21 protein-coding genes are annotated in these 22,774 nt (G+C 59.7%); 11 read left to right on the plus strand and 10 right to left on the minus strand.

Annotation, left to right across the window (positions count from 1 at the left end; all coding sequences use genetic code 11):
• Positions 1 to 192: 192 nt before the first annotated feature.
• Entirely contained in the window at positions 193 to 2,670 is a 2,478-nt protein-coding gene (locus GR197_RS17400) for an ATP-dependent helicase (protein WP_164011660.1), read from the plus strand.
• A gap of 27 nt (positions 2,671 to 2,697) precedes the next feature.
• On the opposite strand, the gene GR197_RS17405 is transcribed toward GR197_RS17400, so the two are convergent.
• Positions 2,698 to 3,045: a hypothetical protein gene (locus GR197_RS17405; protein WP_164011663.1), complete on the minus strand. Its 348-nt coding sequence runs from the start codon at positions 3,043 to 3,045 to the stop codon at positions 2,698 to 2,700.
• A 364-nt stretch (positions 3,046 to 3,409) separates the two neighbouring features.
• Between GR197_RS17405 and GR197_RS17410 the strand changes: the two genes are divergently transcribed.
• The 5 genes from GR197_RS17410 (at position 3,410) to GR197_RS17430 (ending at position 9,034) form a co-directional block, all read left to right on the plus strand.
• Entirely contained in the window at positions 3,410 to 3,907 is a 498-nt protein-coding gene (locus tag GR197_RS17410) for an EF-hand domain-containing protein (protein ID WP_164011665.1), read from the plus strand.
• A gap of 240 nt (positions 3,908 to 4,147) precedes the next feature.
• Positions 4,148 to 4,783 (plus strand): bifunctional nicotinamidase/pyrazinamidase, encoded by a 636-nt coding sequence (gene pncA / locus GR197_RS17415; RefSeq protein ID WP_204330256.1) that lies wholly within the window; start codon positions 4,148 to 4,150, stop codon positions 4,781 to 4,783.
• A 340-nt stretch (positions 4,784 to 5,123) separates the two neighbouring features.
• The gene (locus GR197_RS17420; protein WP_164011667.1) at positions 5,124 to 6,209 is read left to right on the plus strand and encodes a polysaccharide pyruvyl transferase family protein; all 1,086 of its coding nucleotides are present in this window, start codon (positions 5,124 to 5,126) and stop codon (positions 6,207 to 6,209) included.
• A 19-nt stretch (positions 6,210 to 6,228) separates the two neighbouring features.
• Complete coding sequence (locus tag GR197_RS17425; RefSeq protein WP_164011669.1) at positions 6,229 to 7,755, plus strand: lipopolysaccharide biosynthesis protein; 1,527 nt, start codon at positions 6,229 to 6,231, stop codon at positions 7,753 to 7,755.
• 151 nt (positions 7,756 to 7,906) lie between these two features.
• Positions 7,907 to 9,034 (plus strand): acyltransferase family protein, encoded by a 1,128-nt coding sequence (locus tag GR197_RS17430; RefSeq protein WP_164011671.1) that lies wholly within the window; start codon positions 7,907 to 7,909, stop codon positions 9,032 to 9,034.
• A 200-nt stretch (positions 9,035 to 9,234) separates the two neighbouring features.
• Here the strand turns inward: GR197_RS17430 and GR197_RS17440 are convergent, their stop codons facing one another.
• Positions 9,235 to 9,498 (minus strand): DUF2164 domain-containing protein, encoded by a 264-nt coding sequence (locus GR197_RS17440; protein ID WP_164011673.1) that lies wholly within the window; start codon positions 9,496 to 9,498, stop codon positions 9,235 to 9,237.
• Between the two features lie 133 nt (positions 9,499 to 9,631).
• Here GR197_RS17440 and GR197_RS17445 point away from each other — a divergent pair, with 133 nt between their 5' ends.
• Together GR197_RS17445 and GR197_RS17450 are read left to right on the plus strand one after the other, a co-directional pair.
• Positions 9,632 to 10,363 carry an AzlC family ABC transporter permease gene (locus GR197_RS17445; RefSeq protein WP_164011675.1) on the plus strand — a complete coding sequence of 244 codons (732 nt, stop codon included), beginning with the start codon at positions 9,632 to 9,634 and terminating at the stop codon, positions 10,361 to 10,363.
• Between the two features lie 3 nt (positions 10,364 to 10,366).
• Complete coding sequence (locus GR197_RS17450; RefSeq protein WP_007630150.1) at positions 10,367 to 10,675, plus strand: AzlD family protein; 309 nt, start codon at positions 10,367 to 10,369, stop codon at positions 10,673 to 10,675.
• A gap of 23 nt (positions 10,676 to 10,698) precedes the next feature.
• On the opposite strand, the gene GR197_RS17455 is transcribed toward GR197_RS17450, so the two are convergent.
• Entirely contained in the window at positions 10,699 to 12,534 is a 1,836-nt protein-coding gene (locus tag GR197_RS17455) for an aminopeptidase P family protein (RefSeq protein WP_164011678.1), read from the minus strand.
• Positions 12,535 to 12,812: 278 nt separating this feature from the next.
• Between GR197_RS17455 and GR197_RS32055 the strand changes: the two genes are divergently transcribed.
• Entirely contained in the window at positions 12,813 to 12,986 is a 174-nt protein-coding gene (locus tag GR197_RS32055) for a hypothetical protein (RefSeq protein ID WP_204330257.1), read from the plus strand.
• 447 nt (positions 12,987 to 13,433) lie between these two features.
• Here GR197_RS32055 and GR197_RS17460 read toward each other — a convergent pair whose 3' ends face one another.
• Complete coding sequence (locus tag GR197_RS17460; RefSeq protein WP_164011680.1) at positions 13,434 to 14,312, minus strand: 50S ribosomal protein L11 methyltransferase; 879 nt, start codon at positions 14,310 to 14,312, stop codon at positions 13,434 to 13,436.
• 66 nt (positions 14,313 to 14,378) lie between these two features.
• Positions 14,379 to 14,981 carry an SCO family protein gene (locus tag GR197_RS17465; protein ID WP_164011682.1) on the minus strand — a complete coding sequence of 201 codons (603 nt, stop codon included), beginning with the start codon at positions 14,979 to 14,981 and terminating at the stop codon, positions 14,379 to 14,381.
• Positions 14,982 to 15,300: 319 nt separating this feature from the next.
• On the opposite strand from GR197_RS17465, the gene GR197_RS17470 reads away from it, so the two are divergent.
• Positions 15,301 to 15,771: a chemotaxis protein CheW gene (locus GR197_RS17470; RefSeq protein WP_003541378.1), complete on the plus strand. Its 471-nt coding sequence runs from the start codon at positions 15,301 to 15,303 to the stop codon at positions 15,769 to 15,771.
• 110 nt (positions 15,772 to 15,881) lie between these two features.
• Here the strand turns inward: GR197_RS17470 and GR197_RS17475 are convergent, their stop codons facing one another.
• Both GR197_RS17475 and GR197_RS17480 read right to left on the minus strand, forming a co-directional pair.
• A complete protein-coding gene (locus tag GR197_RS17475) occupies positions 15,882 to 16,373 on the minus strand; it encodes a CreA family protein (RefSeq protein ID WP_164011684.1) in 492 nt (163 codons plus the stop codon).
• A 176-nt stretch (positions 16,374 to 16,549) separates the two neighbouring features.
• Positions 16,550 to 17,140 (minus strand): 3'-5' exonuclease, encoded by a 591-nt coding sequence (locus GR197_RS17480; protein ID WP_164011686.1) that lies wholly within the window; start codon positions 17,138 to 17,140, stop codon positions 16,550 to 16,552.
• Positions 17,141 to 17,422: 282 nt separating this feature from the next.
• Here GR197_RS17480 and GR197_RS17485 point away from each other — a divergent pair, with 282 nt between their 5' ends.
• Positions 17,423 to 17,959 (plus strand): GNAT family N-acetyltransferase, encoded by a 537-nt coding sequence (locus GR197_RS17485; RefSeq protein WP_164011688.1) that lies wholly within the window; start codon positions 17,423 to 17,425, stop codon positions 17,957 to 17,959.
• 29 nt (positions 17,960 to 17,988) lie between these two features.
• Here the strand turns inward: GR197_RS17485 and ligA are convergent, their stop codons facing one another.
• The 3 genes from ligA to recN all read right to left on the minus strand — a co-directional run bounded on the left by ligA (position 17,989) and on the right by recN (position 22,772).
• Positions 17,989 to 20,145 carry an NAD-dependent DNA ligase LigA gene (ligA, locus tag GR197_RS17490; protein ID WP_164011690.1) on the minus strand — a complete coding sequence of 719 codons (2,157 nt, stop codon included), beginning with the start codon at positions 20,143 to 20,145 and terminating at the stop codon, positions 17,989 to 17,991.
• Between the two features lie 350 nt (positions 20,146 to 20,495).
• Complete coding sequence (locus tag GR197_RS17495) at positions 20,496 to 21,023, minus strand: DUF6886 family protein (RefSeq protein WP_164011692.1); 528 nt, start codon at positions 21,021 to 21,023, stop codon at positions 20,496 to 20,498.
• A gap of 75 nt (positions 21,024 to 21,098) precedes the next feature.
• Positions 21,099 to 22,772 carry a DNA repair protein RecN gene (recN, locus tag GR197_RS17500; RefSeq protein WP_164011694.1) on the minus strand — a complete coding sequence of 558 codons (1,674 nt, stop codon included), beginning with the start codon at positions 22,770 to 22,772 and terminating at the stop codon, positions 21,099 to 21,101.
• Positions 22,773 to 22,774 lie beyond the last annotated feature (2 nt).

Below are 22,774 nucleotides of genomic sequence, written 5' to 3' on the forward strand. Positions count from 1 at the left end.
TGTCCGATGATCCAAGGACGCCCGGCCGGCGCGGGTTCCGACAGAGAACGGCTGAAATTTTTCCGTGATGTAGTAGCGGTCGCGCGCCGCGGCCTTGCCGCCATGCGCAAACCCCTGGGATAGCGGAGGCTTGGGAATGAAAGCAGAACATCTTTTCTGGTCTTTCCTTCCCGAATCACTACATTACGCGCCATGAGCAATAGTTTCGACGATATTCCCTTCTTCGACGAAGAGCCGGGCGAGATGGCGCGCAAGCCGCAGCCGCCTGCCGGGCCCGCCGGAAGGGCGCCCGCCACCGGTGGCATTGCCGCCCGCGCCATGGCCGCCCGCGACGGCGGCAGCCGGCCGGACTATCTTACCGGGCTGAACCCCGAGCAGACCGAAGCCGTCGAAACCCTGGAAGGCCCGGTCCTCGTGCTTGCCGGCGCCGGCACCGGCAAGACGCGCGTGCTGACGACCCGCATTGCCCATATCCTCAATACCGGCCGCGCCTTCCCCTCGCAGATCCTCGCCGTCACCTTCACCAACAAGGCGGCCCGCGAGATGAAGGAGCGCATCGCGCTGCTGGTCGGCGGCGCCGTCGAAGGCATGCCCTGGCTCGGCACCTTCCACTCGATCGGCGTCAAGCTTTTGCGCCGCCATGGCGAGCTCGTCGGCCTGCGCTCCGATTTCACCATTCTCGACACAGACGACGTCGTCCGCCTGATCAAGCAGCTGATCCAGGCCGAGGGCCTCGACGATAAGCGGTGGCCGGCCAAGCAGTTCGCCGGCATGATCGACACCTGGAAGAACAAGGGGCTCGGCCCGGCCGATATCCCCGAGGGCGACGCCCGTGCCTTTGCCAACGGCCGCGGCCGCGATCTTTATTTCGCCTATCAGGCGCGCCTGACGACGCTGAACGCCTGCGACTTCGGCGACCTGCTGATGCATCCAATCGCGATCTTCCGCAAGAACCCTGATCTCCTGAAGGAATATCACGGCCGCTTCCGCTATATCCTCGTCGACGAGTACCAGGACACCAACACCGCTCAATATATGTGGCTCCGGCTCCTCGCCCAGCGCGCCAAGGGCGAGAAGCAGAACGTCTGCTGCGTCGGCGACGACGACCAATCGATCTATGGCTGGCGCGGCGCCGAGGTCGACAACATCCTGCGCTTCGAAAAGGATTTCCCCGGCGCCAAGGTCATCAAGCTCGAGCGCAACTACCGCTCGACCGAACATATTCTCGGGGCTGCCGCCCATCTGATCGCCCATAATGAAGGGCGCCTTGGCAAGACGCTGTTTACCGACCGCTCCGATCCAAACGACGTCAAGGTGCAGGTCCACGCCTCTTGGGATTCGGAGGAGGAAGCCCGCGCCATCGGCGAGGAAATCGAGCAGCTTCAGCGCGGTAAGCATCTGCTGAACGACATGGCGATCCTCGTGCGCGCCTCTTTCCAGATGCGCGAATTTGAAGACCGCTTCGTCACCCTCGGCCTCAATTACCGCGTCATCGGCGGCCCACGCTTCTACGAGCGCCTGGAGATCCGCGATGCCATGGCCTATTTCCGCATGGTCGCCCAGCCCGCCGACGACCTGGCCTTCGAACGCATCGTCAACACGCCGAAGCGCGGTCTCGGCGATACGACGGTGCGCGCGCTGCATGACTACGCACGCGCCCGCGATATCCCGATGCTTGCGGCAGCCGCCGACATCATCGAGACGGACGAGCTGAAGCCGAAGGCGCGAAAGGCGCTCTTCGATGTGATTCAATCTTTTCGCCGGTGGCAGGAACTGCTTGAAAACACACCGCATACCGAACTTGCCGAGCAGATCCTCGAAGAGTCCGGCTACACCGACATGTGGAAGAACGACAAGAGTGCCGAAGCCCCTGGCCGCCTCGAGAACCTCAAGGAACTCATCCGCTCGATGGAAAGCTTCGAGTCGATGCGCGGCTTCCTCGAGCACGTCTCGCTGGTCATGGATGCCGAGACCAACGAGAACCTCGATGCCGTCTCGATCATGACGCTACACTCGGCCAAGGGGCTGGAATTCGACACCGTCTTCCTCCCCGGCTGGGAAGAAGGCCTCTTCCCGCATCAGCGCGCGCTAGATGAAAGCGGCCGCGCCGGCCTGGAGGAGGAACGTCGCCTTGCCTATGTCGGCATCACCCGCGCCAAACACCGCTGCCACATCTGGTTCGTCTCCAACCGGCGCATCCACGGCCTCTGGCAATCGACCCTGCCCTCGCGTTTCCTCGACGAACTGCCGGAAACCCATGTCGAGGTTGCCGAAATGGAGCAGAGCTATGGTGGGTACGGCCGCGGCGGCTACGGCCAGTCCCGCTTCGACAAGGCAGAACCCTTCGCCAATTCCTATTCCACCCCCGGCTGGAAACGCGCCCAGGCCAACAAGACCGACGCCACGCGCGACAATTGGGGCTCCCGCTCCGGCCACGCCGTCGAACGCATCGGCTATGGCGAAAGCGGCCCGAAGGGGCGCACGATCGAAGGCGAACTGGTGGCAAAATCCACCTCGTCGGAACCGTCGAGGTTCACGCTCGGCGACCGCGTATTCCATCTGAAATTCGGCAACGGCAACATCACCGGCATCGAGGGCAACAAGCTGACGATCGAGTTCGACCGGGCTGGACAGAAGCGGGTACTGGACGGGTTCGTCGAGCGCGTCTGACGTCGCGTCAGCTTGGCGGGAAAACGCTCACCCGAGCATCCGCATCCTTCCAAGACCGAGGATATCATTGACGAGGGCGATGCCGATCCCCGCGGCGACGACTCCCAATCCGATTAGAAAGAGCCGGCGCGACCGATCGTATTTGACGGCGATGAGGGAATCGCGCGCCAGCAAATCGGCGAAGACCTTCACCTGAATGGCTATGCCGATGGTCAGGAACAGCATCGGCAGGATATCGATGCGGCTCCAGTCATTGGGATTGGAAACCCAGACGCTGACGAAATTAAGGGAGAAACCGAGGATGATCCCGGTCGCCGTCAGCGATCCGTTGCGGAACGTCGCATCGATCTTCTCGTTCGGCTCTGGCTCGGACATGTTTTCGCTTCCGGCTTGCGTCTGAGCAAGAAAGGCAGAAATCGCGGCCGGGAGCAAGATCGCCCTCGCATCGCGCATCCGGAAGGGCGGGCGAAAATGCTGTCGCGACGGAGAACCGGCGCAGCACTCAACGCCCTTTCCGCGAGCCCCGCCAGCGCGATCTCATGGGATCGCCGGCACAGAACTCTGTTCGACAGAATCCATCTGTTGATAAAAACACAACAATTCCAACAGGATATTTTTCGTAACCGAAAAGTTAACGTGTCAAAACGTCGCTTTGACGCTTTCTGCAAATCAGCTTAGCTCGGAAGCTGCCCGTCCATGAAAGGCGGGCTTCACGACGAACTTTTTAAAGGAGGTTCAAGTGACCAGTGTTTCATCTCTCGGCAGCACATTGACTCAGTACCAGTCTCCGCTCTCCAGTCTCGACAAGAATGGCGACGGCGTCATTTCGCCAGACGAGCTCGCCGCCGCATCACAGTCCTCGACGTCAGGCAAGACCGCGACTGACGGCGATAGCGACGACAGCAGCACCGATATCGCCAAGAAGATCACCGCCGACATCCTGTCTCTCATGCTGTCCTTGCAGAAGACCGACGGCAGCGACGATCATGGCGACGGCAGCGATCAGAGCGACGATTCCAAGGGGGTCTTCGCCGCAATGGATACCAATGGCGACGGCAAGTTGACCGAGTCCGAATTCCTCGCCGCCGATCCGAGCAAAATCAATGCGTCGGGCGATAGCGATCCGCTCCTCACCAAAGTGCTGAGCGACATGCAGACGGCTCTCCAGGCCCACCGCAATACCTACGGCGCTTCCGCCGCAGCAAGTGATCCCGCCGACGACGTGACCTCGGCGTAGTTCGGCATGGGGCTCCGCCGGGGGAGCCTCGATCCGCCAGATGCAAAAGCGTCTTACGTCTCCCCTTCTATTTCAACACGAGAGTGGCCGTCAATTCTCTCATTGATTGCATTAGAGTATTCTTTTTCAGCTGGTTGCTACCGCTAGTACCAGAATTAACACTTGCGCGTCGGCGTCTGGAAATCCACTAGTTGATGCGTTCAATGTGCATGGCGTCTGACACTGGAATAAGCGAAGGGATTGGCCTTGATAAAAGCGCTGCTGCTCGTCGACATTCAGAATGGCTTCTGTCCGGGCGGCAATCTGCCGGTGCCGGATGGCGACAAGGTGGTGTCCGTCGCAAACAGCCTGATCGACAGCGGCAGATACGATCTGATCGTTGCCTCGCAGGACTGGCACCCGTCGGGCCACGGCAGTTTTGCCTCCGCCCATCCAGGCGCCGCGCCTTTCGAGATGGGGGAGCTGTCGGGTAAGCCGCAGATGATGTGGCCCGACCATTGCATCCAGGGCACGCGCGATGCCGAACTGCATCCCGCACTCAAATCCGCAGAGATCGACCTGATCCAGCAGAAGGGCGAGGATCCTGAGATCGACAGCTATTCGGCCTTCCGCGATAATGACCGCGACGCCTCGACCGGCCTTTCCGATTTCCTTGAGGACCAGGGTGTCACCGACCTCGACGTCTGCGGGCTGGCGACCGATTACTGCGTCAAATTCTCCGCGCTCGACGCGTTGGAGATGATGCCGGGTGTCCGCGTCCGCTTCATCGAGGACGCAAGCCGCGGCATCACCCCCGAAGGCGTCACCGCCGCCATCGACGAGATGCGAACGCATGGCATCACCATCATCAACAGCGCCGAGGTTCTGGTCGGTTAACGCCGGTCTCGCATGCTGTTGCTGGCCATAGTTCTCCAGCGGTCGCAGCCTCCATCAATGGCGCCGCAAAACCTGTCGGTGTCGGCTCGCGCAAAAGGGCCGGACTTTGGCCAACCGGCGGCCCGCCACTCCGTCATCCGCAGATGTCGTCCAGAAGCTGTCCGTTCGTTTCATCGCCAAGCCCGGGGCGGGCAACGTCCGCACTCCGGTACCAATGGCGCCTTAAAAGCATGGCAGATCGCGCACTTGCCTGCGACATTAAAGCAGTGGGGCATCCAATTGACACTTCAAACCTGGAGGTATACCCCGTGACTGAATTTTTTTAATTCAAGTAGAATTTATGCATCATCTCGGCGAAGTTGCAATACAGCGACAACAAGAAAAGTTGATTGAAACGGTAAGGAAATTCGTTAAGAGAGGACAACCTTACATTATAATGGACTTTCCTTATAATAAAGATCCCGGCGACCATGCAAGTTGGCTCGGATTGGTTAATGTTCTACGAGAAGTAACGGGGCGTCTTCCCGTACTTACTGGCGGCACCGCCAAAAGTATCGATGAAATAAAGTCAACTCCTGGCAATGCTCCAATATTTATTTGCGGCTGGGATACATTCGGAGACGCACGGACAGGCAGGGATGATATTCGCCACCGTTTGATGTGGAAGTATCCGGATCGAATGATTATCCAGATGCCGCAAACAATCCATTTCGCTAACGAGTCGCTTAAGGAGTACGCGAAACGTACGATTGGGAGGCATCGCAATTTTTATTGCATGACGCGCGATGCTCAGAGTTTCGAACTGGCAAAAGCCAACTTCGATTGTGATGTCGAGGCTGGCCCGGACACGGCATTCGGCATTCAAAGGCTCAAACCGTTCGAGGCTGATCCCCTCAGGGTTTTATACGTCATGCAGCCTTTTGGAGAGGACGACGTTGATATCGCTCAAGCGCGAGCAATTGTCGACGGACCTATTACCAATTGGACTAACGGCCCGAATAGTTTGTCGCGCATGCGCAAATCGAGTGTCGTGAAGGCAGCCGGTCGGCGCGGTTTCAGCCGCTCCGAGATGGTGGCCCAACATCACGAGGATGTCGCTGCTCGATATGTCGACTATGGCGTGAAGATCCTGTCCGGCGCGCAACGGATAATCACCAACCGTTTACATGGTCATATCCTTTGTCTTTTGCTGAATAAGCCACATGCCGTGGTTGCGCGAAACGGAAGCAGGCTCCACGACTTCATCGACAGCTGGACTGGCGACAGCCCGCTGGTGGAGAAAGCGACAGATGCCGGTGAGCTTTTAGCGGCAATGTCTCGCCTTCCGTACGAGATGAACGGAACTTGGTATAATTCAAGTAAAGTTACAGACCGAAATCCCGGTCTTCTCACCCCAGAGCTAGTACCTCATCCATCTATAGTCTGATTCCCAGCAGGAGCTCAGTTTGTCGGTTTTACGAGATGACGATATTCTATTCAGCCATGTCAGTGCGAATCGGTCCGCCGCGGCCGTGACGGGTGCCTTCTGGTCGGCGCTGAGCACGCTTATACCGACAGTCCTTACCTTCGCAGTTTTTGTGGTGACGTCTCGAGTTCTCCAGCCCCAGGATTTCGGTCTTGTCGCGCTCTCATTCAGCATAGTCTCATTTGCCGGCAGTTTTGGACCGACTGCATTTGGCGAAGCAATCATACAGCGAGCCGAAATAAGGCGTAGCCACCTCGACACCATATTCCTGCTTTCGCTTGCCTTTTCGTTTTTGATCTACGGTGCGTTATGTCTAGCCGCTTCGCCGATCGCGGCATATGTCGGACATGCCGAAGTCACATCCCTGATTTACATCATGGGATTAAAGGTTTTCTTCGACTTTACGGCCGTCGTTCCGAATGCGATTGTTAATAGGAAGATGTCATTCCATCTGGTAGCCGTCCGCACTGTCATCGCGACGATTACGTCTGCTTGCATTTGCCTTGTTTTGGTTCTAGCGGGTTTTGGCTTGTGGGCGCTTGCGATTGCCCAGATCGCGGCCACAGCTGCATCTTGCGGCGCTGCATTTTGGGGTGCGGGTTGGTCGCCTGGGCTTCACTTTAAGAGAACAAGTCTGAACGACCTGCTTCACTATGGATTTTTCGCATCCGGCACTCGGTTCTTGCAGACGATGAGCTTGGACAACTTGATCATAGGCGTGCTCTTGAGCCCGGCAGCGCTCGGTATCTATAATTTTTCGAAGCGCTTGTTTGATATGATCAACAACATCATCGCTGGCGGTTTAACATCTGTGACGCACGTCTTGCTTTCTTCATTGCGGTCCGATCCGAAGAAAGTTCGAGAAGCATTTCTAATGGCAACGTTTGGTTGCGCTCTGGTTTCGTACCCCGTATTCATTGGCCTTGCCGCAGTTGCCGGTGATGCGATCACGACAATTTTCGGTGCGCATTGGATTGATGCCGTTTGGCCGGTCCGGTTCTACTGTGTCATAGGGTTGATGGCTGGGATCGGCTATGTTCAGGCATCCCTGATAAAGAGCCAAGGCGAGATGGATTGGTGGTTTTACTACCAGCTGGCACGAAATCTCCTCACGCTCGTGACCATCGCAATTCTTTATCCTTATGGCGTGACGATAATTGTTTTCGCGATAATGATCGAAGTTCTGTTGTTTTGGCCGATCACCAGTTGGAAGGTTTCGCGGCACATAGAGCTGAGTGTCGGCGCGTATCTGATGCAATTCCTTCGGCCTAGCGTGGCTTGTGCAGGAATGGTTGCTGTCGTTTTTCTCCTCCATGAATTGCTCATGCATTGGTCGCCTTATCCACGTTTGGCCGTGGAAGTTCTCGCGGGTGGCCTTGCGTACTGCTGCCTGATATTTATTCTCTGCAAAGCCCGTTTAGATGTCTTGATCGGCAGTATAAAACAGGCCCGGCAACGCAAGGCAAATCGGGCTGCAATGGTCGATCCCGTGGCGCATCAATCGTGATATCCGGGCTTCTCCGTAGCGACCTGGGTTGCGGATTAAGCCGACTGCTTCTCAAATCGGTCACCCACAATGTGTACGTCACTTAAATGACGTTTCCAATCTACCGCGTCTGAAAGACCCCTCAGACATAAAGCGTAATAGGATCGATAAGATGACTGGTCTCGACCGCGGTTATTCGCCACCGGCAATTGATAACGTAGGAGTTTCGATTACAGACCGCAGCCGCTACTATTCTCTCGATGCAATGCGCGGCTTTGCCGCCATTTGTGTTGTCGCTACACATTTCCAAGAGAGATATGCCCCATCAGCTTATCTCGCAGTCGATTTTTTCTTCGTTCTCAGCGGATTTATTATCGCCGACATTTATGGAAAGCGGCTTGCGCGCGGTCTGCCGTTCCAGTCGTTTATGACGGCTCGAATCAAGCGTCTTTATCCGCTCTATTTGATCGGAATTTTCGTCGGCCTCGTACAGATCATTCTGTTAACCCGCTGGGGGCTGAGAAATCAGAGTGTCCCCGATTTGCTGGTATCGACAGTTGCTAATGGGTTTTTTCTGCCCAGCCCAATGTATTTCCTTCAAGCGAATTCGATGCAAGGGATGTTTCCAATCAATGGTCCGGCATGGTCAATGTTCTGGGAACTGTTGGTGAATATACTCTTCGCGCTTTGGCTTTTTCGGCTCTCTATCCGTGCCCTTTGCCAGGTTGCGTTGGTTTCGGCTGCATTTCTGATTTTTGTCGGTCTTAAGTACGGCATGTTGAATATTGGCTGGGAGTGGCCTTCCGCGATAGGCGGGCTCCCAAGGGTGATGTTCTCATTTACTGCAGGCGTCCTGATCAGCCGTCTATTCGCCGGGATGCCCGCCTGGAGGAAGGGTTGGACCGCTATCGTGCCCTGTCTTCTTCTGATGATCTGCATTGCGGCACCGGTTCCATTGGCGCTGCGGCCTTACTACGATCTGATGTTCGCGATGGCCCTGGCGCCGCTCATCGTCATGCTTGGCCTGCTTTTGGAGATGCCTGCAAAAGCAGAGGCGTTGGCAACGTGGATCGGGTATATCTCCTATCCTGTCTACATCTTACACCGAGGTGTAATCGGTATTTTCAAGCCAGTTGCGGCGTCTATTGGATTGAATGGCCCAGTCGCGTTCTTCGTGCTCCTCAGCGCAGTCATTTGTTTCGCTTATGTGACCGCTCGTCTCGTAGACAAAACGATGGCAATACGGGCTCATCGAGCTCGAGAACTTGCAACCCTGACATCAAATGATGGCGCGCAATAGTCGTTGTACCGTGACCAGAAGCTTTTGAATAAAGGTTCCCTGCGCGCAACCGGATTGATATGCGGAGGCGCGCGACCAAGACGGGCACGTTCGAGCTGGCGCAGCCCTCCGAGGCCGAAATCGCCCGCCGGGAGCGGATGAAGCGCGAGGGCTGACCGCCTCTTGGTTCTGAGATGACGGTCCGTGTCACCGTGTCCGGTTTACGGGCTCGTGTCCTTGTTCTTCTCGTCTCGCTCCAGCAGATAGATATCTTCCGCCAGGTCCTCCATCTTCCTGAGAAGCGCCGCATGCGCGTCGCGCAGGCCCTGATTGTAATAATGAGCGCCGATCTCATCGGCGAAGAAGTCGAGTAGGAACTCTGCCGGCAGAACACCGATCGACTGGTCGAGCTCCGTCTCGAAATAGCGGCGGACGCTGGAAACGATCGTCGTCTTCGCCTCTTTCGAAAATTCGATTTTCTTCATGGTCTCCTCTTTGCCGGATGCGATCAGGACTTTGATGGTTCAGCGAAATCGATTGGTCAATCAATGAAATTCAATTGCCGACGCAGGCCATAAATCATAAGGGAAACCTTGAATTCCAACAGGATAAGATCGCATGACTCGCGCCGACTTTGTTGAAGGTTTGCGGGGCGGCTTCGCCGTTGCGCTGGCGTCGGCGCCCTTTGCCGCCCTGTTCGGAGCGCTTGCGGTCGAAAACGGCATGTCGCTTCCCGAGATCGCCCTTATGAGCGGCACCGTCTATGCCGGCGCCAGCCAGATGGTCGGCATCGAACTCTTCGGGCACAATGTCCATGCCTGGCTGATCGTGCTGTCGATCCTTGCCGTCAATTTTCGTCATGTGCTCTATTCAGCGGCGATGGCGCGCTACATCGGCGATTTCACGCCGGTCCAAAAGTTCTTCACCTTCTTCCTGCTTGTCGATCCGCAATTTGCCGAAGCGGTGAAACGCGGCGAGACCGGCCTGCCGGTGACCTTCGCCTGGTATCTCGGCTTCGGCATCATCATCTACATCCCCTGGGTGCTGATCAGCGTCGGCGGCGGCCTGCTCGGCGGCTTCATCGGCGATCCGAAGGCGATCGGCCTTGATATCCTGCTGCCGGCCTATTTCCTCGGCATCGTCCTCGGCTTCCGCAAACGCGACAATTTCCTGCCCGTAGCACTCGTCAGCGCAGTCGCGTCGGTGCTTGCCTATCGCTATGTCGGTTCGCCTTGGCATGTCAGCCTCGGCGCCGCCGCCGGCATCGTGCTTGCCGCTCTATTGCCGCTGCCGCCGCAACCGGGTGATCTCGAGGCCGACGCCCTTCAATCCGAAATTCACGAGGTCTGAGCCATGGAATTCGACCTTCACATGGCGCTCGTCATCTTGGCAGCCGCGGTCGCCACCTACGCCACACGCATCGGCGGTTATATCCTCATCACCAGGATGAAGCACATTCCGCCGCGCATGGAAGCGGCGCTGAACGCCGTGCCGGCCGCCGTGCTGACGACGCTGGTTGCCCCCGCCTTCTTCACCGGCGGGTGGGATTCGAAGCTGGCGCTGGTCGTCGCCCTCTTCGTCGGCCTACGCGTCTCGCATAGCTGGATGCTGGTCGCCGCCTGGATCGTCGTGATGGCCTGGCGCCACACGATCGGGGTCTGAGCACCGGCCCGAAGGCCGGTATCTCAATATTCCAGCGGCAGCGTGGCATTTTCGAGCCAAGCCCTGACATCGCGATCGTGGACGAGCGGCATCAGCGCCTCGCATGTGCGGCGGTGATAATCGTTGAACCAGTGCAGCTCGTCATGGTTCAGAAGCTCTGGAATGACGAGGCTGCGGTCGATCGGGCAGAAGGTCAGCGTCTCGAAGCCGAGCATCGCCGCATCGCCGCCGTCGATCTCCTCGGCCGCACGCACATAGATCAGGTTTTCGATGCGGATACCGAAGCTGCCAGGCCGGTAATAACCCGGCTCGTTCGACAGGATCATGCCGGGCAGCAGTTCCTGAGTCGAAAGCCTGGAGATGCGTTGCGGCCCCTCATGCACTGAGAGATAGGAGCCAACGCCATGGCCCGTGCCATGCGCGAAATCGGCGCCTGCGCGCCAGAGCGCGATGCGGGCGAGCGGATCGAGGTCGCAGCCGCGCGTGCCCTTTGGAAAACGCGCCGTGCTGATCTGAATCATCCCCTTCAGCACCAGCGTGAAGAAGCGGCGATGCTCTTCCGAGACCGTGCCGATGCCGACGGTACGGGTGATATCGGTCGTGCCATTGATATATTGCGCGCCCGAATCGATCAGAAACAGTTCACCGGCCTCGATCATCCGGTTGGTCTCGGTCGTCACGCGGTAATGCATGATCGCCGCATGTTCGCCGGCACCCGAAATCGTATCGAAGGAAATGTCCTTTAGCGGGTTCTGCATGCTCTGGCCGACGCGGGCACGCGCCGCTTCGAGATGCTCGGCGGCAGCGATCTCGCTCACCGTGCCGGGTTTTTCCTGCGACAGCCAATAGAGGAATTCGACCATCGCTGCCCCATCCTGCTGATGCGCGGCAGCCGAGCCGTTGATCTCGACGTCGTTCTTCACCGCGCGCGGCAGCTTGGCGGGATCGGCGCCCTCCACCACTTCGCCGCCTGCCTTTCGGATAATCTCCGCCAGCGCATAGGAGGCGATATCCGGGTCGATCAGCACGCGGCCACCATCCGTGGAAACGACAATGAGTCTCTCCTCCAGCGCCGAGGGTGGCATCTGCACGCAGATCTGTGCCAGATAGGCTTCGGGCTCGATGCCGGTCTTGCGCTTGTCGAGGAAGATTTCGGCCCGCCCATCGGCATGGATGATGGCGCGCGCCAAAGGATGCGGCGTGTGCGGCACGTCGGCGCCGCGGATATTGAAGGTCCAGGCGACCGAGGAGGGATCGGCGATCAGCACAGCCGCGAGATTCTTCTTCGCAAGGTCGGCGGCAATCGTTGCGATTTTGTCGCTCGCCAGCAAGCCGGCCTGCGCCACATTCTGGATGCTGACCGCGCCGAGCGGCTCGGCCGGCCGGTCGCTCCAAAGCCTGTCCAGCGGGTTGTACGGCAGGAAGATCAGCGTGCCCCCGATTTCCGCGAGTGCTCGCTCCAGCCGGCGCACCTCGGCACCCGCATGCAGCCAGGGATCGATGCCGAGCCGCAGGCCCTTGGCGCCGTTTGCGGCCAGCCAGAGATGCGGCGGCTCGTTGACGAGATCGCCGCCCGAGAAGACCGACCCGTCGACCTGTTCGGCAAGTTGCGTCACATAACGCCCGTCGACGAAGACGATCGCCTGCGTGCGCAGGATGAGCGCAATGCCGGCCGAGCCAGTGAAGCCCGTCAACCATGCCAGGCGCTCCGAACCCGCGGGAACATATTCGCCGTTGAACTCATCGGCGCGCGGCACGAGGAAGGCGTCGATGCCGAGCGAATCGAAAGTAGCGCGCAGCGCCGATACCCGATCCCTGCCGAACTGCGGCGTGGAGGTGACGTCGAAGGACTGGAACATGCTGAAACCCCGAATGGTTGAGACGAATCCGGTGAATGGGATGCCGGCCATGTTAGCGAAATTTCAATCGATGGGGAGAAAAAGCGACGAAACGAGTCGAAACCCGTGGCGCCGCCCAAAATTTTGACAGAACTGTGACGTGAAAAGTTAATTTGGCACGCTTTATGCGTTAGCCGCATGGCTCCCATGAGCGAAACCCTCTGCCTCCGCATTTCAGAATAGCTATATAGGCGCTATCGAACGGTTCGCGATGAACCCGAAACAAAGGATTTTTTGAAATGACCGCCTCTCTCTCGCGCTTCGCATATAGCAGCCCGGTGCAGGCTGGCGAACGCCAGACCGTGCGTCACGTCATCGGCGCCCGCCGCCCGCAGAACGACGACAGCCTCAAGCTGCTCGGCGTCAGCCAGCGCGCCACGCGCCACAACGGCGCTCCTAGCTACGCGTTCTAAGTCTGAAAGCCCGTCCGTCTCCTCCCTCCCGGACCGGCCTATTGGAATGCAGTAGAGCCCGCTCGAGCGCTCCTCCCCTTGAGCTCGCGGGCATTGGCCGGATAGACCGGTCCAAGGCGGTGCCATAGGCACCGCCTTTTTGTTATTTTGGGAAAGTGCCGGGCGGTTTCGATAGACTGCCGCGCCATGCCCGACCTCCCTCCTGTGCCCGTCACAGGAATCCAGTGCGCCCAAGTCCTTGGACGCGAAAGACTCTTTTCAAGATATGAGGTCATTCACCCCGCAGACGGGCGGTGGCTGGATTCCTGTGACGAGCACAGGAATGAGGGAGGCGAGGTGCTTGCTCCAATCCGCATAGAGTGACTTGGTGTGGGTCGAGAGGAGACGTCCCGCCTCACGCACGACACGCATTGCAGGGCAAGCCCCTCGCCTCGCAACTGCAAAAACTCACGGCCGATCGAAGTGGATCGTCACCCAGCCATTTCGCCAAATCGTCCTGACGTGGCGAAGCCTTGCACCGCTATAGGCGGCGATCACCTTCCACCGCTGCGCGGCGAGAATGCCGGAGAGAATGACCGATCCGCCGGGTGCCAGATGTGTCGCAAGCTTCGGCGCCATGCGGATCAGCGGCCGGGCGAGAATGTTGGCGATGATGAGATCGAAAGGACCATGCTCGGAAAACGCCGTCGAATGAAACCCGGGCGCGGTCCTGGTAACAATGCCCGACGCGATGCCGTTGCGGCGCACGTTTTCTGCCGCCACCCGCGTCGCGATCGGATCAATGTCGGTCGCGAGCACCAGTATGTTCCTGAGCTTGCGCACCGCGATCGCCAGCACGCCGCTGCCGGTGCCGAGATCGAGCGCGTTGCGGACCGGGCGCGAACGCACTACGGCATCGATCACCTCGAGGCAACCAGCCGTCGTGCCATGATGGCCGGTTCCGAAGGCCTGGCCGGCATCGATCTCGATGGCGATGTCGCCGGAGCGGATCTTGTCGCGGTCATGCGATCCATGCACGAGGAAGCGCCCTGCCCTGACGGGCTTCAGCCCCTCCAGCGATTTCACTACCCAGTCGACGTCAGGTATGACTTCCCGCTCCAACCTGGCATCGGGGAAAGAAGCCTTCAATGCGCCCTCGACGCGGGAGTGCACTTCAGCCTCGTCCTCGGCCATCATATAGATCGAGGCTTCCCAGATGTCCTTCTTTTCATCGATCTCGGTAGTGCCGATCGCAAAGTCTTCTTCGCCGAAGACTGCGCTCAGAAGGTCCAGGATCTCTTCGGCCCTGCTTTCGGTCGTCGTCACGTAAAGGCGGATTTCACTCACGATAGGCGGTCTTTCCCGTTTCCGTTGCCCGCCACCGGTCGAGCCAACGCCCATCACGCTGAAACATCACCCCTTGCTGACGAGATTCTCCAGCTTCTTTACCGCCGTGTCCGGGTTTTCGCCATAGGCGATCGTTCCGGCAAACCGCCCGGCCGAATCGAGCAGGAAGACCGAGGCGGTGTGATCCATCGTATAGTCGCCGTTCGGATCCTTTTCGTCGATCGGCACCTTCTTGGCGTAGACGCGGAAACCCTTGATGACTTCGGCAATCTTGTCAGGCGCGCCTGATATGCCGGTAATGCGCTTGGAGACGTTGGAAACGTACCCGTTCATGATCTCGGGCGTGTCACGCTCCGGATCGACGGTCACGAAATAGGCCTGCAGCTTGTCGCCCTTCGGATCAACCTTCTCCATCCAGCCGTTCAGCTCGAAAAGCGTCGTCGGGCAAACTTCGGGGCAATGGGTGAAGCCGAAGAACAACGCCGTCGGCTTGCCGCGCAGCGCCTGCTCAGTGATCGGCTGTCCGCTCTGCGAAACCAGGGTGAAGGGCACGCCGAAGGGCGCCTCCACCGCCACATCCCCCGATTTTAGGGGATACCACCTGACGAAGCCGAGAACCCCGGCAAGTATCAGAACGCCAACCCAGATGGCGATGCGGAATGTCTTCATTGGCGAGATCCTCGATCCAGGCGGAGTCGCCGCCCGCCTCTGCCGGCGTAATTATAGTCTCGACCGAATGCGCGCAACTCAACAATATGTTTTCTGACCCGTGATTAATTGTCTCATCGGCCGCGGCCTTCTCCAACCGGAAATCAGCCCCCAGAAATCAGCACGGATCAAAAAAGCGATGTTTGTGAATAGCTTGCCTTCAGAATGACGGGCAATCCCAAAATACATATCGTTAGGAAAGACTTAAGCCGTCACATCTATATTTAATGGCGGTTCTGCATCGCTACTCCGCCGGGGACAACTGGGAAGAATTCTGACCATGAACAACAACAACGCCATCAAGCAGTCTGGCGCTTACCTCGAAATCGTCTCGTTCCACCTGGGCGACCAGGAATTCTGCATTGACATCATGGCCATCCGCGAAATCCGCGGCTGGGCGCCGGTGACGCCGATGCCGCACACTCCGCCCTACGTGCTTGGCCTCATCAACCTGCGCGGCGCGGTCATCCCCGTCATCGACATGGCCTGCCGTCTCGGCATGAAGATGACCGAGCCCTCCGAGCGCTCGGCGATCATCGTCACCGACATCGCCGGCAAGCTGGTCGGCCTGCTGGTCGAACAGGTTTCCGACATGATGACCATCAAGAGCGAAGACCTGCAGCCGCCGCCGGAAATCATCCCGGAAGCCCAGCGCGCCTTCTGCCGCGGCATCGTCGCGCTCGAAAAGACCATGGTCTGCTTCCTGAATCTCGATACGGTTATCGCCGACGAGCTGACTCAGGCGGCTTGATAATTTTCCATTCTGGCGTTGGAAGACCCGGCTCGTCCGGGCCTTTCTTATTTGGTTTCGAGAGCGCGGCGGACATGGGGCCGGGGTCTTCTGCGACGATAGCCCCGCCCTTAAGGCTTCCCATTCTTCCACGTCACAGTCTGCCCATACAAGGGAATCGTCGAAATCGACATCTTCGCCGAGCCATCCGTCAGCTCCCTGGAATGGGCGAGATAGATCAGCGTGTCATTGGACTTGTCGTAGATGCGGTTGACGACCAGCGTCTTCCAGATCAGCGACATGCCCTGCCGGAATACTTCGCTGCCATCCTTGGACAGGTCGATACTGCCGATCTCGATCGGCCCCGTCTGCCGGCAGGCGATGGAATTGTTGGAGGGATCCTCGAACCAGTTGCCGTTCTTGAACCGGTCGATGAGGCTGCGGTCGAAATAGGTGACGTGGCAGGTAACGCCCTTGACCTCAGGATCGGAGACTGCCTCGACGATGATGTCGTTGCCGATCCAGTCGACCCCGACCTTGCCGACGACCTCGGCCGAGGCGGCGCCGGCGGAAAGGGCGACGAAAGAAAAGGCGGCGAGGAGAAGATTGCGCGGCTTGGACATGGCGGCTCCTTGGAGCGCCGCGCGTCCGACCGGACGCGCTAAGGACGCTCTATCACTTTGAATCTGCGCATAATCCTTTCCGAAAATCGATTCCGATTTTAGGGGTTATGCGCTGATCCGCATTCTAGATAAGCGCGTCCCGATGCTTTGCAAGAAAGGCCGGCGGCGGGAAACGATCAGCCTTTCCGGCAGGTACAGGGCTCGTAGGCCTGCGCCGTCAGCCGGCCGGGCCTCATGCCGATCAGCGCCGGTATGGCATGGACGGCATTGGCCTTGACCGCCTTCGCCATTTCGATGGCAGCGGCCGCGCAGACGACGGCGTCCTCGGCGGCGTTGTGGTGCACGAAGCGTAGGCCGAGATGCTCGGCGATCAGGTTCAGCCGATGCGAGAGGAAGTGCGGCCAGATCCGCTGCGCCATCTTCAGGCTGCAGAGATAGGTCAGCTCCGGATAGGATTGCCGGTAAAGATCGAGGCTAGCCCGCCAGACGCTGAAGTCGAAGGCGGCGTTGTGGGCGATCATTGTCGCACCGCTGATATCCTCGTGGAATTCGTCCATCACCTCGGGAAACTCCGGTGCATCCTCGACGTGTTCCGGCCGGATGCCGTGGATCGCAATGTTCATCCCGGAAAAGCGCATGTCCCGCGGCCGGATCAGCCGCTCCTCGACGCGCGTGACCCTGCCCTCCTCGATCCAGGCAAGGCCGACGGAACAGGCGCTGCCGCGTTGTTCGTTCGCCGTCTCGAAGTCAATGGCGATGGTCTTCAAATCAGCACCCGAATCATTTCCTAGGGAACAGAAATACCGTCCCGCTCCCGGCCGCGCAAATTTGACACGACGCATGGTTGACTTTTCAACCGACATATCGAAACTTCTCGCCATGACCGGTTCAATGACCATGGCAGCGCTTATCCATCACACCACGACCCTTGAAGGGTACGCGGGAGCGATGGCGCGTTAGCAGCGATCCGATCATCCCGAAAACCCTGCCGAGGCGAGCAGGGTTTTCAGAACTTCGGCTCTCCTCCTGAAATCAACGGAGAGCAGCCAATGTCTGAAAGCGAAGAGAGTGACCCTGGCCGCCGAGCGCGCCTGCCGGACGGCGTCCTCGTGCGCGCCGTGCGCCTTTCCGATGCGGAGGAAATCACCGATCTGATAAATCTGCCGGGCTATCGGGCCGGCACTCTGCGGCCGCCGTACCAGAGGGTCGAAGATGTTCGCAAATACTTGGAGAACCCGTCGCCGGATGCGCTGAACCTGGTCGTTACCCTGGATGGCAAAATCGTCGGCAATTGCGGCCTCAATCGCCTCTCCGGCCGCAGGCAGCACGTTGCGAGCCTCGGCATGGGCGTGCATGACGATTTCACCGGCCGCGGTTTCGGGCGGATACTGCTCGGCGCGATGGTCGACGCCGCCGACGACTGGCTCGATGTCAAACGGCTGGAGCTGACCGTCTACACCGACAACGACGCCGCCATCGGCCTCTATCGGAAATTCGGCTTCGAGCAGGAAGGGCTGCTAAGGGCCTTCGGCTTTCGATCGGGGGAGTATGTCGACGCCTATACGATGGCGCGGCTCAGGCTATGAGCGTGGGCTGTTGGCTTGCCGTCAGCCCTTCACCCATTGATCAATGCCAGCCACTCGTCCTCGTCCATCGTCTGCACGCCGAGCTCTCGCGCCTTGTCGAGCTTGGAACCGGCGCCGGGACCGGCAACGACGATGTCGGTCTTCTTGGAGACCGACCCCGCCACCTTGGCGCCGAGGCTTTCGGCCCTCGCCTTCGCCTCGTCGCGGGTGAATTTTTCCAGCGAGCCGGTAAAGACCACGGTCTTGCCGGCGACCGGACTGCCTGCGGTGATCGGCTGTTCGGCCTCCTGTGGCTTCACCTGTCTGATCAGCTCCGAAATCACCGCAACGTTGCGCGGTTCCTTGTAGAATTCGACCATGGCGCGGGCAACGACCTCGCCGATGCCGTCGATGGCGTTGAGATCGTTCCAGGCGTCGCCGGAAAGCGTCTCCGCCTCCCGCATAGCCGTTTCAAAGGCTTCGTAGGTGCCATAGGAGCGCGCCAGCAGCTTCGCCGTGGTTTCGCCGACATGGCGGATGCCGAGCGCGTAGATGAAGCGATGGAGCGCAATGCTGCGCCGCTCGTTGATCGCCGCATAGAGCTTGCCGACGCTGACCTTGCCGAAGCCGTCGATATTTTCGAGCTTGGTCAGCGATTGCAGTTGCCGCTCCTCCAACGTGAAGATTTCAGGCGCCGTGCGGATCTGCAGCGACGGATCCTCGTTTTCGAAGAAGAAGTCGATCTGCTTCGAACCGAGCCCCTCGATATCGAAGGCATTGCGCGAGACGAAGTGCTTCAGATGCTCGGTCGCCTGCGCCCGGCAGATAAAGCCGCCGGTGCAGCGACGCACCGAATCCATCTTGCCGGTCTTCTCGTTGACTTCGCGCACCGCATGCGAACCGCAGACCGGGCAGGTCTTCGGAAACTCGTATGCGGCGGCATCGGCGGCGCGTTTTTCCATCACCACATCGAGGATCTGCGGAATGACGTCGCCGGCGCGCTGGACGATGACGGTATCGCCCTCGCGGATATCGTGATCTTCAGGCCGGATGCGCTCGCCACTATTGCCGAGACCCTTGATGTAGTCCTCGTTGTGCAGCGTCGCATTGGTGACGACGACGCCGCCGACGGTGATCGGCTTCAGCCGCGCCACCGGCGTCAGCGCCCCGGTGCGGCCGACCTGGATCTCGATCTTCTCGACCTCGGTGAAGGCCTGTTCGGCCGGAAATTTATGCGCCGTCGCCCAGCGCGGGCTGCGCGAGCGGAAGCCGAGCCGCTGCTGTAACTCGAGGCTGTCCACCTTGTAGACGACGCCGTCGATGTCATAGTCGAGATCCGGACGCTCAAGGCCGATCTCATCATAATGCGCCAGGATGTCGGCGACGGAATTCAGCCGCTTCATCAGCGGGTTCACGGGAAATCCCCAATCCTTGAAGGTCTGCACTATGGCGAATTGGGTATCTTCCGGCATCTCCGACATCTCGCCCCAGGCATAGGCGAAGAATTTCAGCTTGCGGCTCGCCGTCACCTTGGCGTCGAGCTGGCGCAGCGACCCGGCCGCCGTATTGCGCGGATTGACATAGGTCTGCTTGCCCTCCGCCTCCATCTGCCGGTTCAGTGCGAGAAAGTCGCTCTTGGCCATATAGACCTCGCCGCGGATCTCCACGACGGCAGGCGCGCCCTTCGGCAGCTTGTTGGGGATTTCTGCGATGGTGCGAATGTTGGCGGTGACGTTCTCCCCCGTCGTGCCGTCGCCACGCGTCGCAGCCGTCACCAGACTGCCGTTCTCGTAACGGATCGACATCGACAGACCGTCGATCTTCGGCTCGGCGGTAAAGGCGATCGACTGATCCGGCAGACGGCCGAGGAAGCGATAGACGCCGGCGACGAAATCCTGCACGTCCTCCTGCGAAAACGTATTGTCGAGCGACAGCATCGGCCGCGCATGGACGACCGGCGAGAAGGTGACGGAAGGTGCCGCACCGACATGCCGCGACGGGCTGTCCTCGCGGATCAGCTCGGGAAACCGCACTTCCAGCGCATCGTTGCGCCGCTTCAGCGCGTCGTAATCCGCATCCGAAATCTCCGGCCGGTCCCTGCCGTGATAGAGCGCGTCGTGATGCGCGATCTCCTTTGCCAGCCGCTCAAGCTCGGCGGCGGCCTCTTCGATCGTCAACGTTTCGACGGCGGAACCTTCGGTGGGCATGGAACATCACTCCAGAGAATCTGGCATTGTTTTTAGAGCAAAATCGCCGGATGAAAAGAGAGGGTGGATATGCTGGATCGGGAAGATTGGGTCGCCCACCTCTCCGCCCTCATTCCTGTCCTCAGGCATAGACCCGAGGGATGTCACAGGAATTCAGCTACCGCGCGTCTGCGCGGTGAATGAATCTTATCCAGACAAGAGAGTCTCCCGCGCCCAAGGACTTGGGCGCACTGGATTCCTGTGACGAGCACAGGAATGAAGGAGGATGGAGTCAGCGCTCGCGCCAAATTCCATGCTTTGAACTGCATTGACACGTCTGAGCATTGCACAGATGCGTAGCATGGGCCGCCCTACTCCCAATCCCGCGCATTGCGTAGCCGGATACCGCTGACATGCAGGCTCGTATTCCACAAGCCCTTCAGCGGCCGAAGGCCGTCGACCACCCGAAGCTCCACCCCACGCGGCGCAAACTCCTGATCGAGCCTTGAGATAGCAATCCTCTCAATCGGAATGACACGTTCGCGAGAGACCCACATGCCCGTATCGCCGAGGTCTTCGAAATCCTCGGCCGGCATCTCATAGCGATGGATGGTCTCCGCTTTGAGCCGTTCCAGCCAATGACGCTCGACATAGGCCGCAGCCCGGAAATCCCCGAGCCACTGCCGCCGCTCGGTCTCCGGCGTCTCGGGCGTTGCCCATATCAGGATCCGCGGGCAGTCGCGCGGAAAGAGATACATGAAGTCATGTTCGCCATCGATCGCCCAGACAAGCGGACCATTCAGCCATTCTCGGCCGGCCGGGCGAATGGAGGGAATGCGAACCGAGCGCGGTTCGAATATGGCAATATCGGGATCATCGCTGAAATGGAAAAGCCGCATGGCAAGGGATCACCACTGATCGAGTAACTCGCATAGCGTGAATCGGAACGCCTGTCACAGCGGCCGGATTGGCGATCAGCCGTTGCCGGCCAGCAGCCGCTTCGCAGCCGCCCTCGCCTCTTCGGTCACCGAGGCGCCCGCCAGCATGCGGGCAATCTCTTCGGTGCGGTCCTTTTGCGCCATCGTCGCCACGCGCGTGGCAATCTTTTCGGATCCCTCGGCCGCCGGTCCCTTGGAGATCAGAAGATGCGTCGCCGCCCGTGCCGCGACCTGCGGCGCATGCGTGACCGACAGCACCTGCACACGCTCTGACAGCCGCTTCAACCGCTGGCCGATGGCATCGGCCACCGCGCCGCCGACGCCCGTATCGATTTCGTCGAAGACCAGTGTCGGGGCCGATCCGCGATCGGCGAGCGCCACCTTCAGCGCCAGCAGGAAACGCGACAGCTCGCCGCCGGAGGCAACCTTCATGATTGAGCCAGGCCGCGTGCCCGGATTGGTCTGGACATGGAATTCGACGACGTCGATGCCTTCGGCAAGCGCCTCCTGCGCGTCTGTGGTGATCTCAACCATGAAACGGGCGCGTTCAAGCTTCAGCGCCGGCAGTTCCGTCATCACAGCCGCAGCAAGCGCGGTGCCGGCGTGATGACGCTTGTCGGAGAGCGAGCGCGCCGCCGCGTCGTAATTTTCCCGCGCCAGGCCAACCTCAGCTTCGAGCCGGGCAAGCCGCTCCTCGCCCGCGTCGAGATCGGCGAGATCGGCGATCATACGGACGGCAAGCGCCGGCAGTTCGGTGACGGGCACGGAATATTTGCGCGAGGCGGCCCTGAGCGCGAAAAGCCGCTCCTCCACCCGCTCCAGTTCCCTCGGATCGTATTCGGTCTTGCGCAGCGCTGCCTCGACTTCCATCTGCGCGTTGGAAAGCTGGTCGAGCGCGGCATCAAGCAGCGTCACGGTGTCTTCGAGCAAGCCCGGCGCCTCATGGCTCTTGCGCTCCAGCCGGCGCACCAGCGAGGCGATATGAGGCACTGGGGAGGCATTGCCGTTCAGGAACTCGGACGCCTCGGCAATATCGCCGGCGATCCGCTCGGCCTTCATCATCTTCTGCCGGCGATCGGCAAGTTCGTCCTCCTCGCCATCCTGCGGCGAGAGCTTCTCAAGCTCCTCGACGGAAGCGCGAAGGTAGTCGGCTTCGCGCGCCGCACCTTCCACCTTCTCGCGGTGCTTCTTCAGCGCCCGCTCGCTGTCCCGCCACAGGCGATACAGCCGGGATACGTCGGAAACCTTATCGGTAAGACCGCCGAAGGCATCGAGCAGAGTGCGGTGGGCATTGGTGTCGACAAGGGCGCGATCGTCGTGCTGGCCGTGGATTTCGACCAGCATCTGACCGGCCTGGCGCATCAGATGCACGCTGACCGGCTGGTCGTTCACATAGGCCTTGGTGCGCCCGTCCGCCGATTGCTGGCGGCGGAAGATCAGGTCGCCCTCGTCGTCGATGCCGTTTTCACGCAGGAGGGTGCGGGCACCGTGGTCCATGCCGACGTCGAACACCGCGGTCACCTGGCCCTTGTCCTCGCCATGGCGCACCAGGCCGCCGTCGCCGCGCCCACCGAGCGCCAGCGACAGGCTGTCGAGCAGTATGGATTTGCCCGCCCCGGTCTCGCCCGTCAACACGGAGAGGCCGGTCTCGAAGGCAAGATCCAGCCGCTCGATCAGGACGATATCGCGGATCGAAAGCTGGATCAGCATTG

It is taken from the genome of Rhizobium phaseoli, from assembly GCF_010668805.1.
GTDB lineage: Bacteria > Pseudomonadota > Alphaproteobacteria > Rhizobiales > Rhizobiaceae > Rhizobium > Rhizobium phaseoli_A.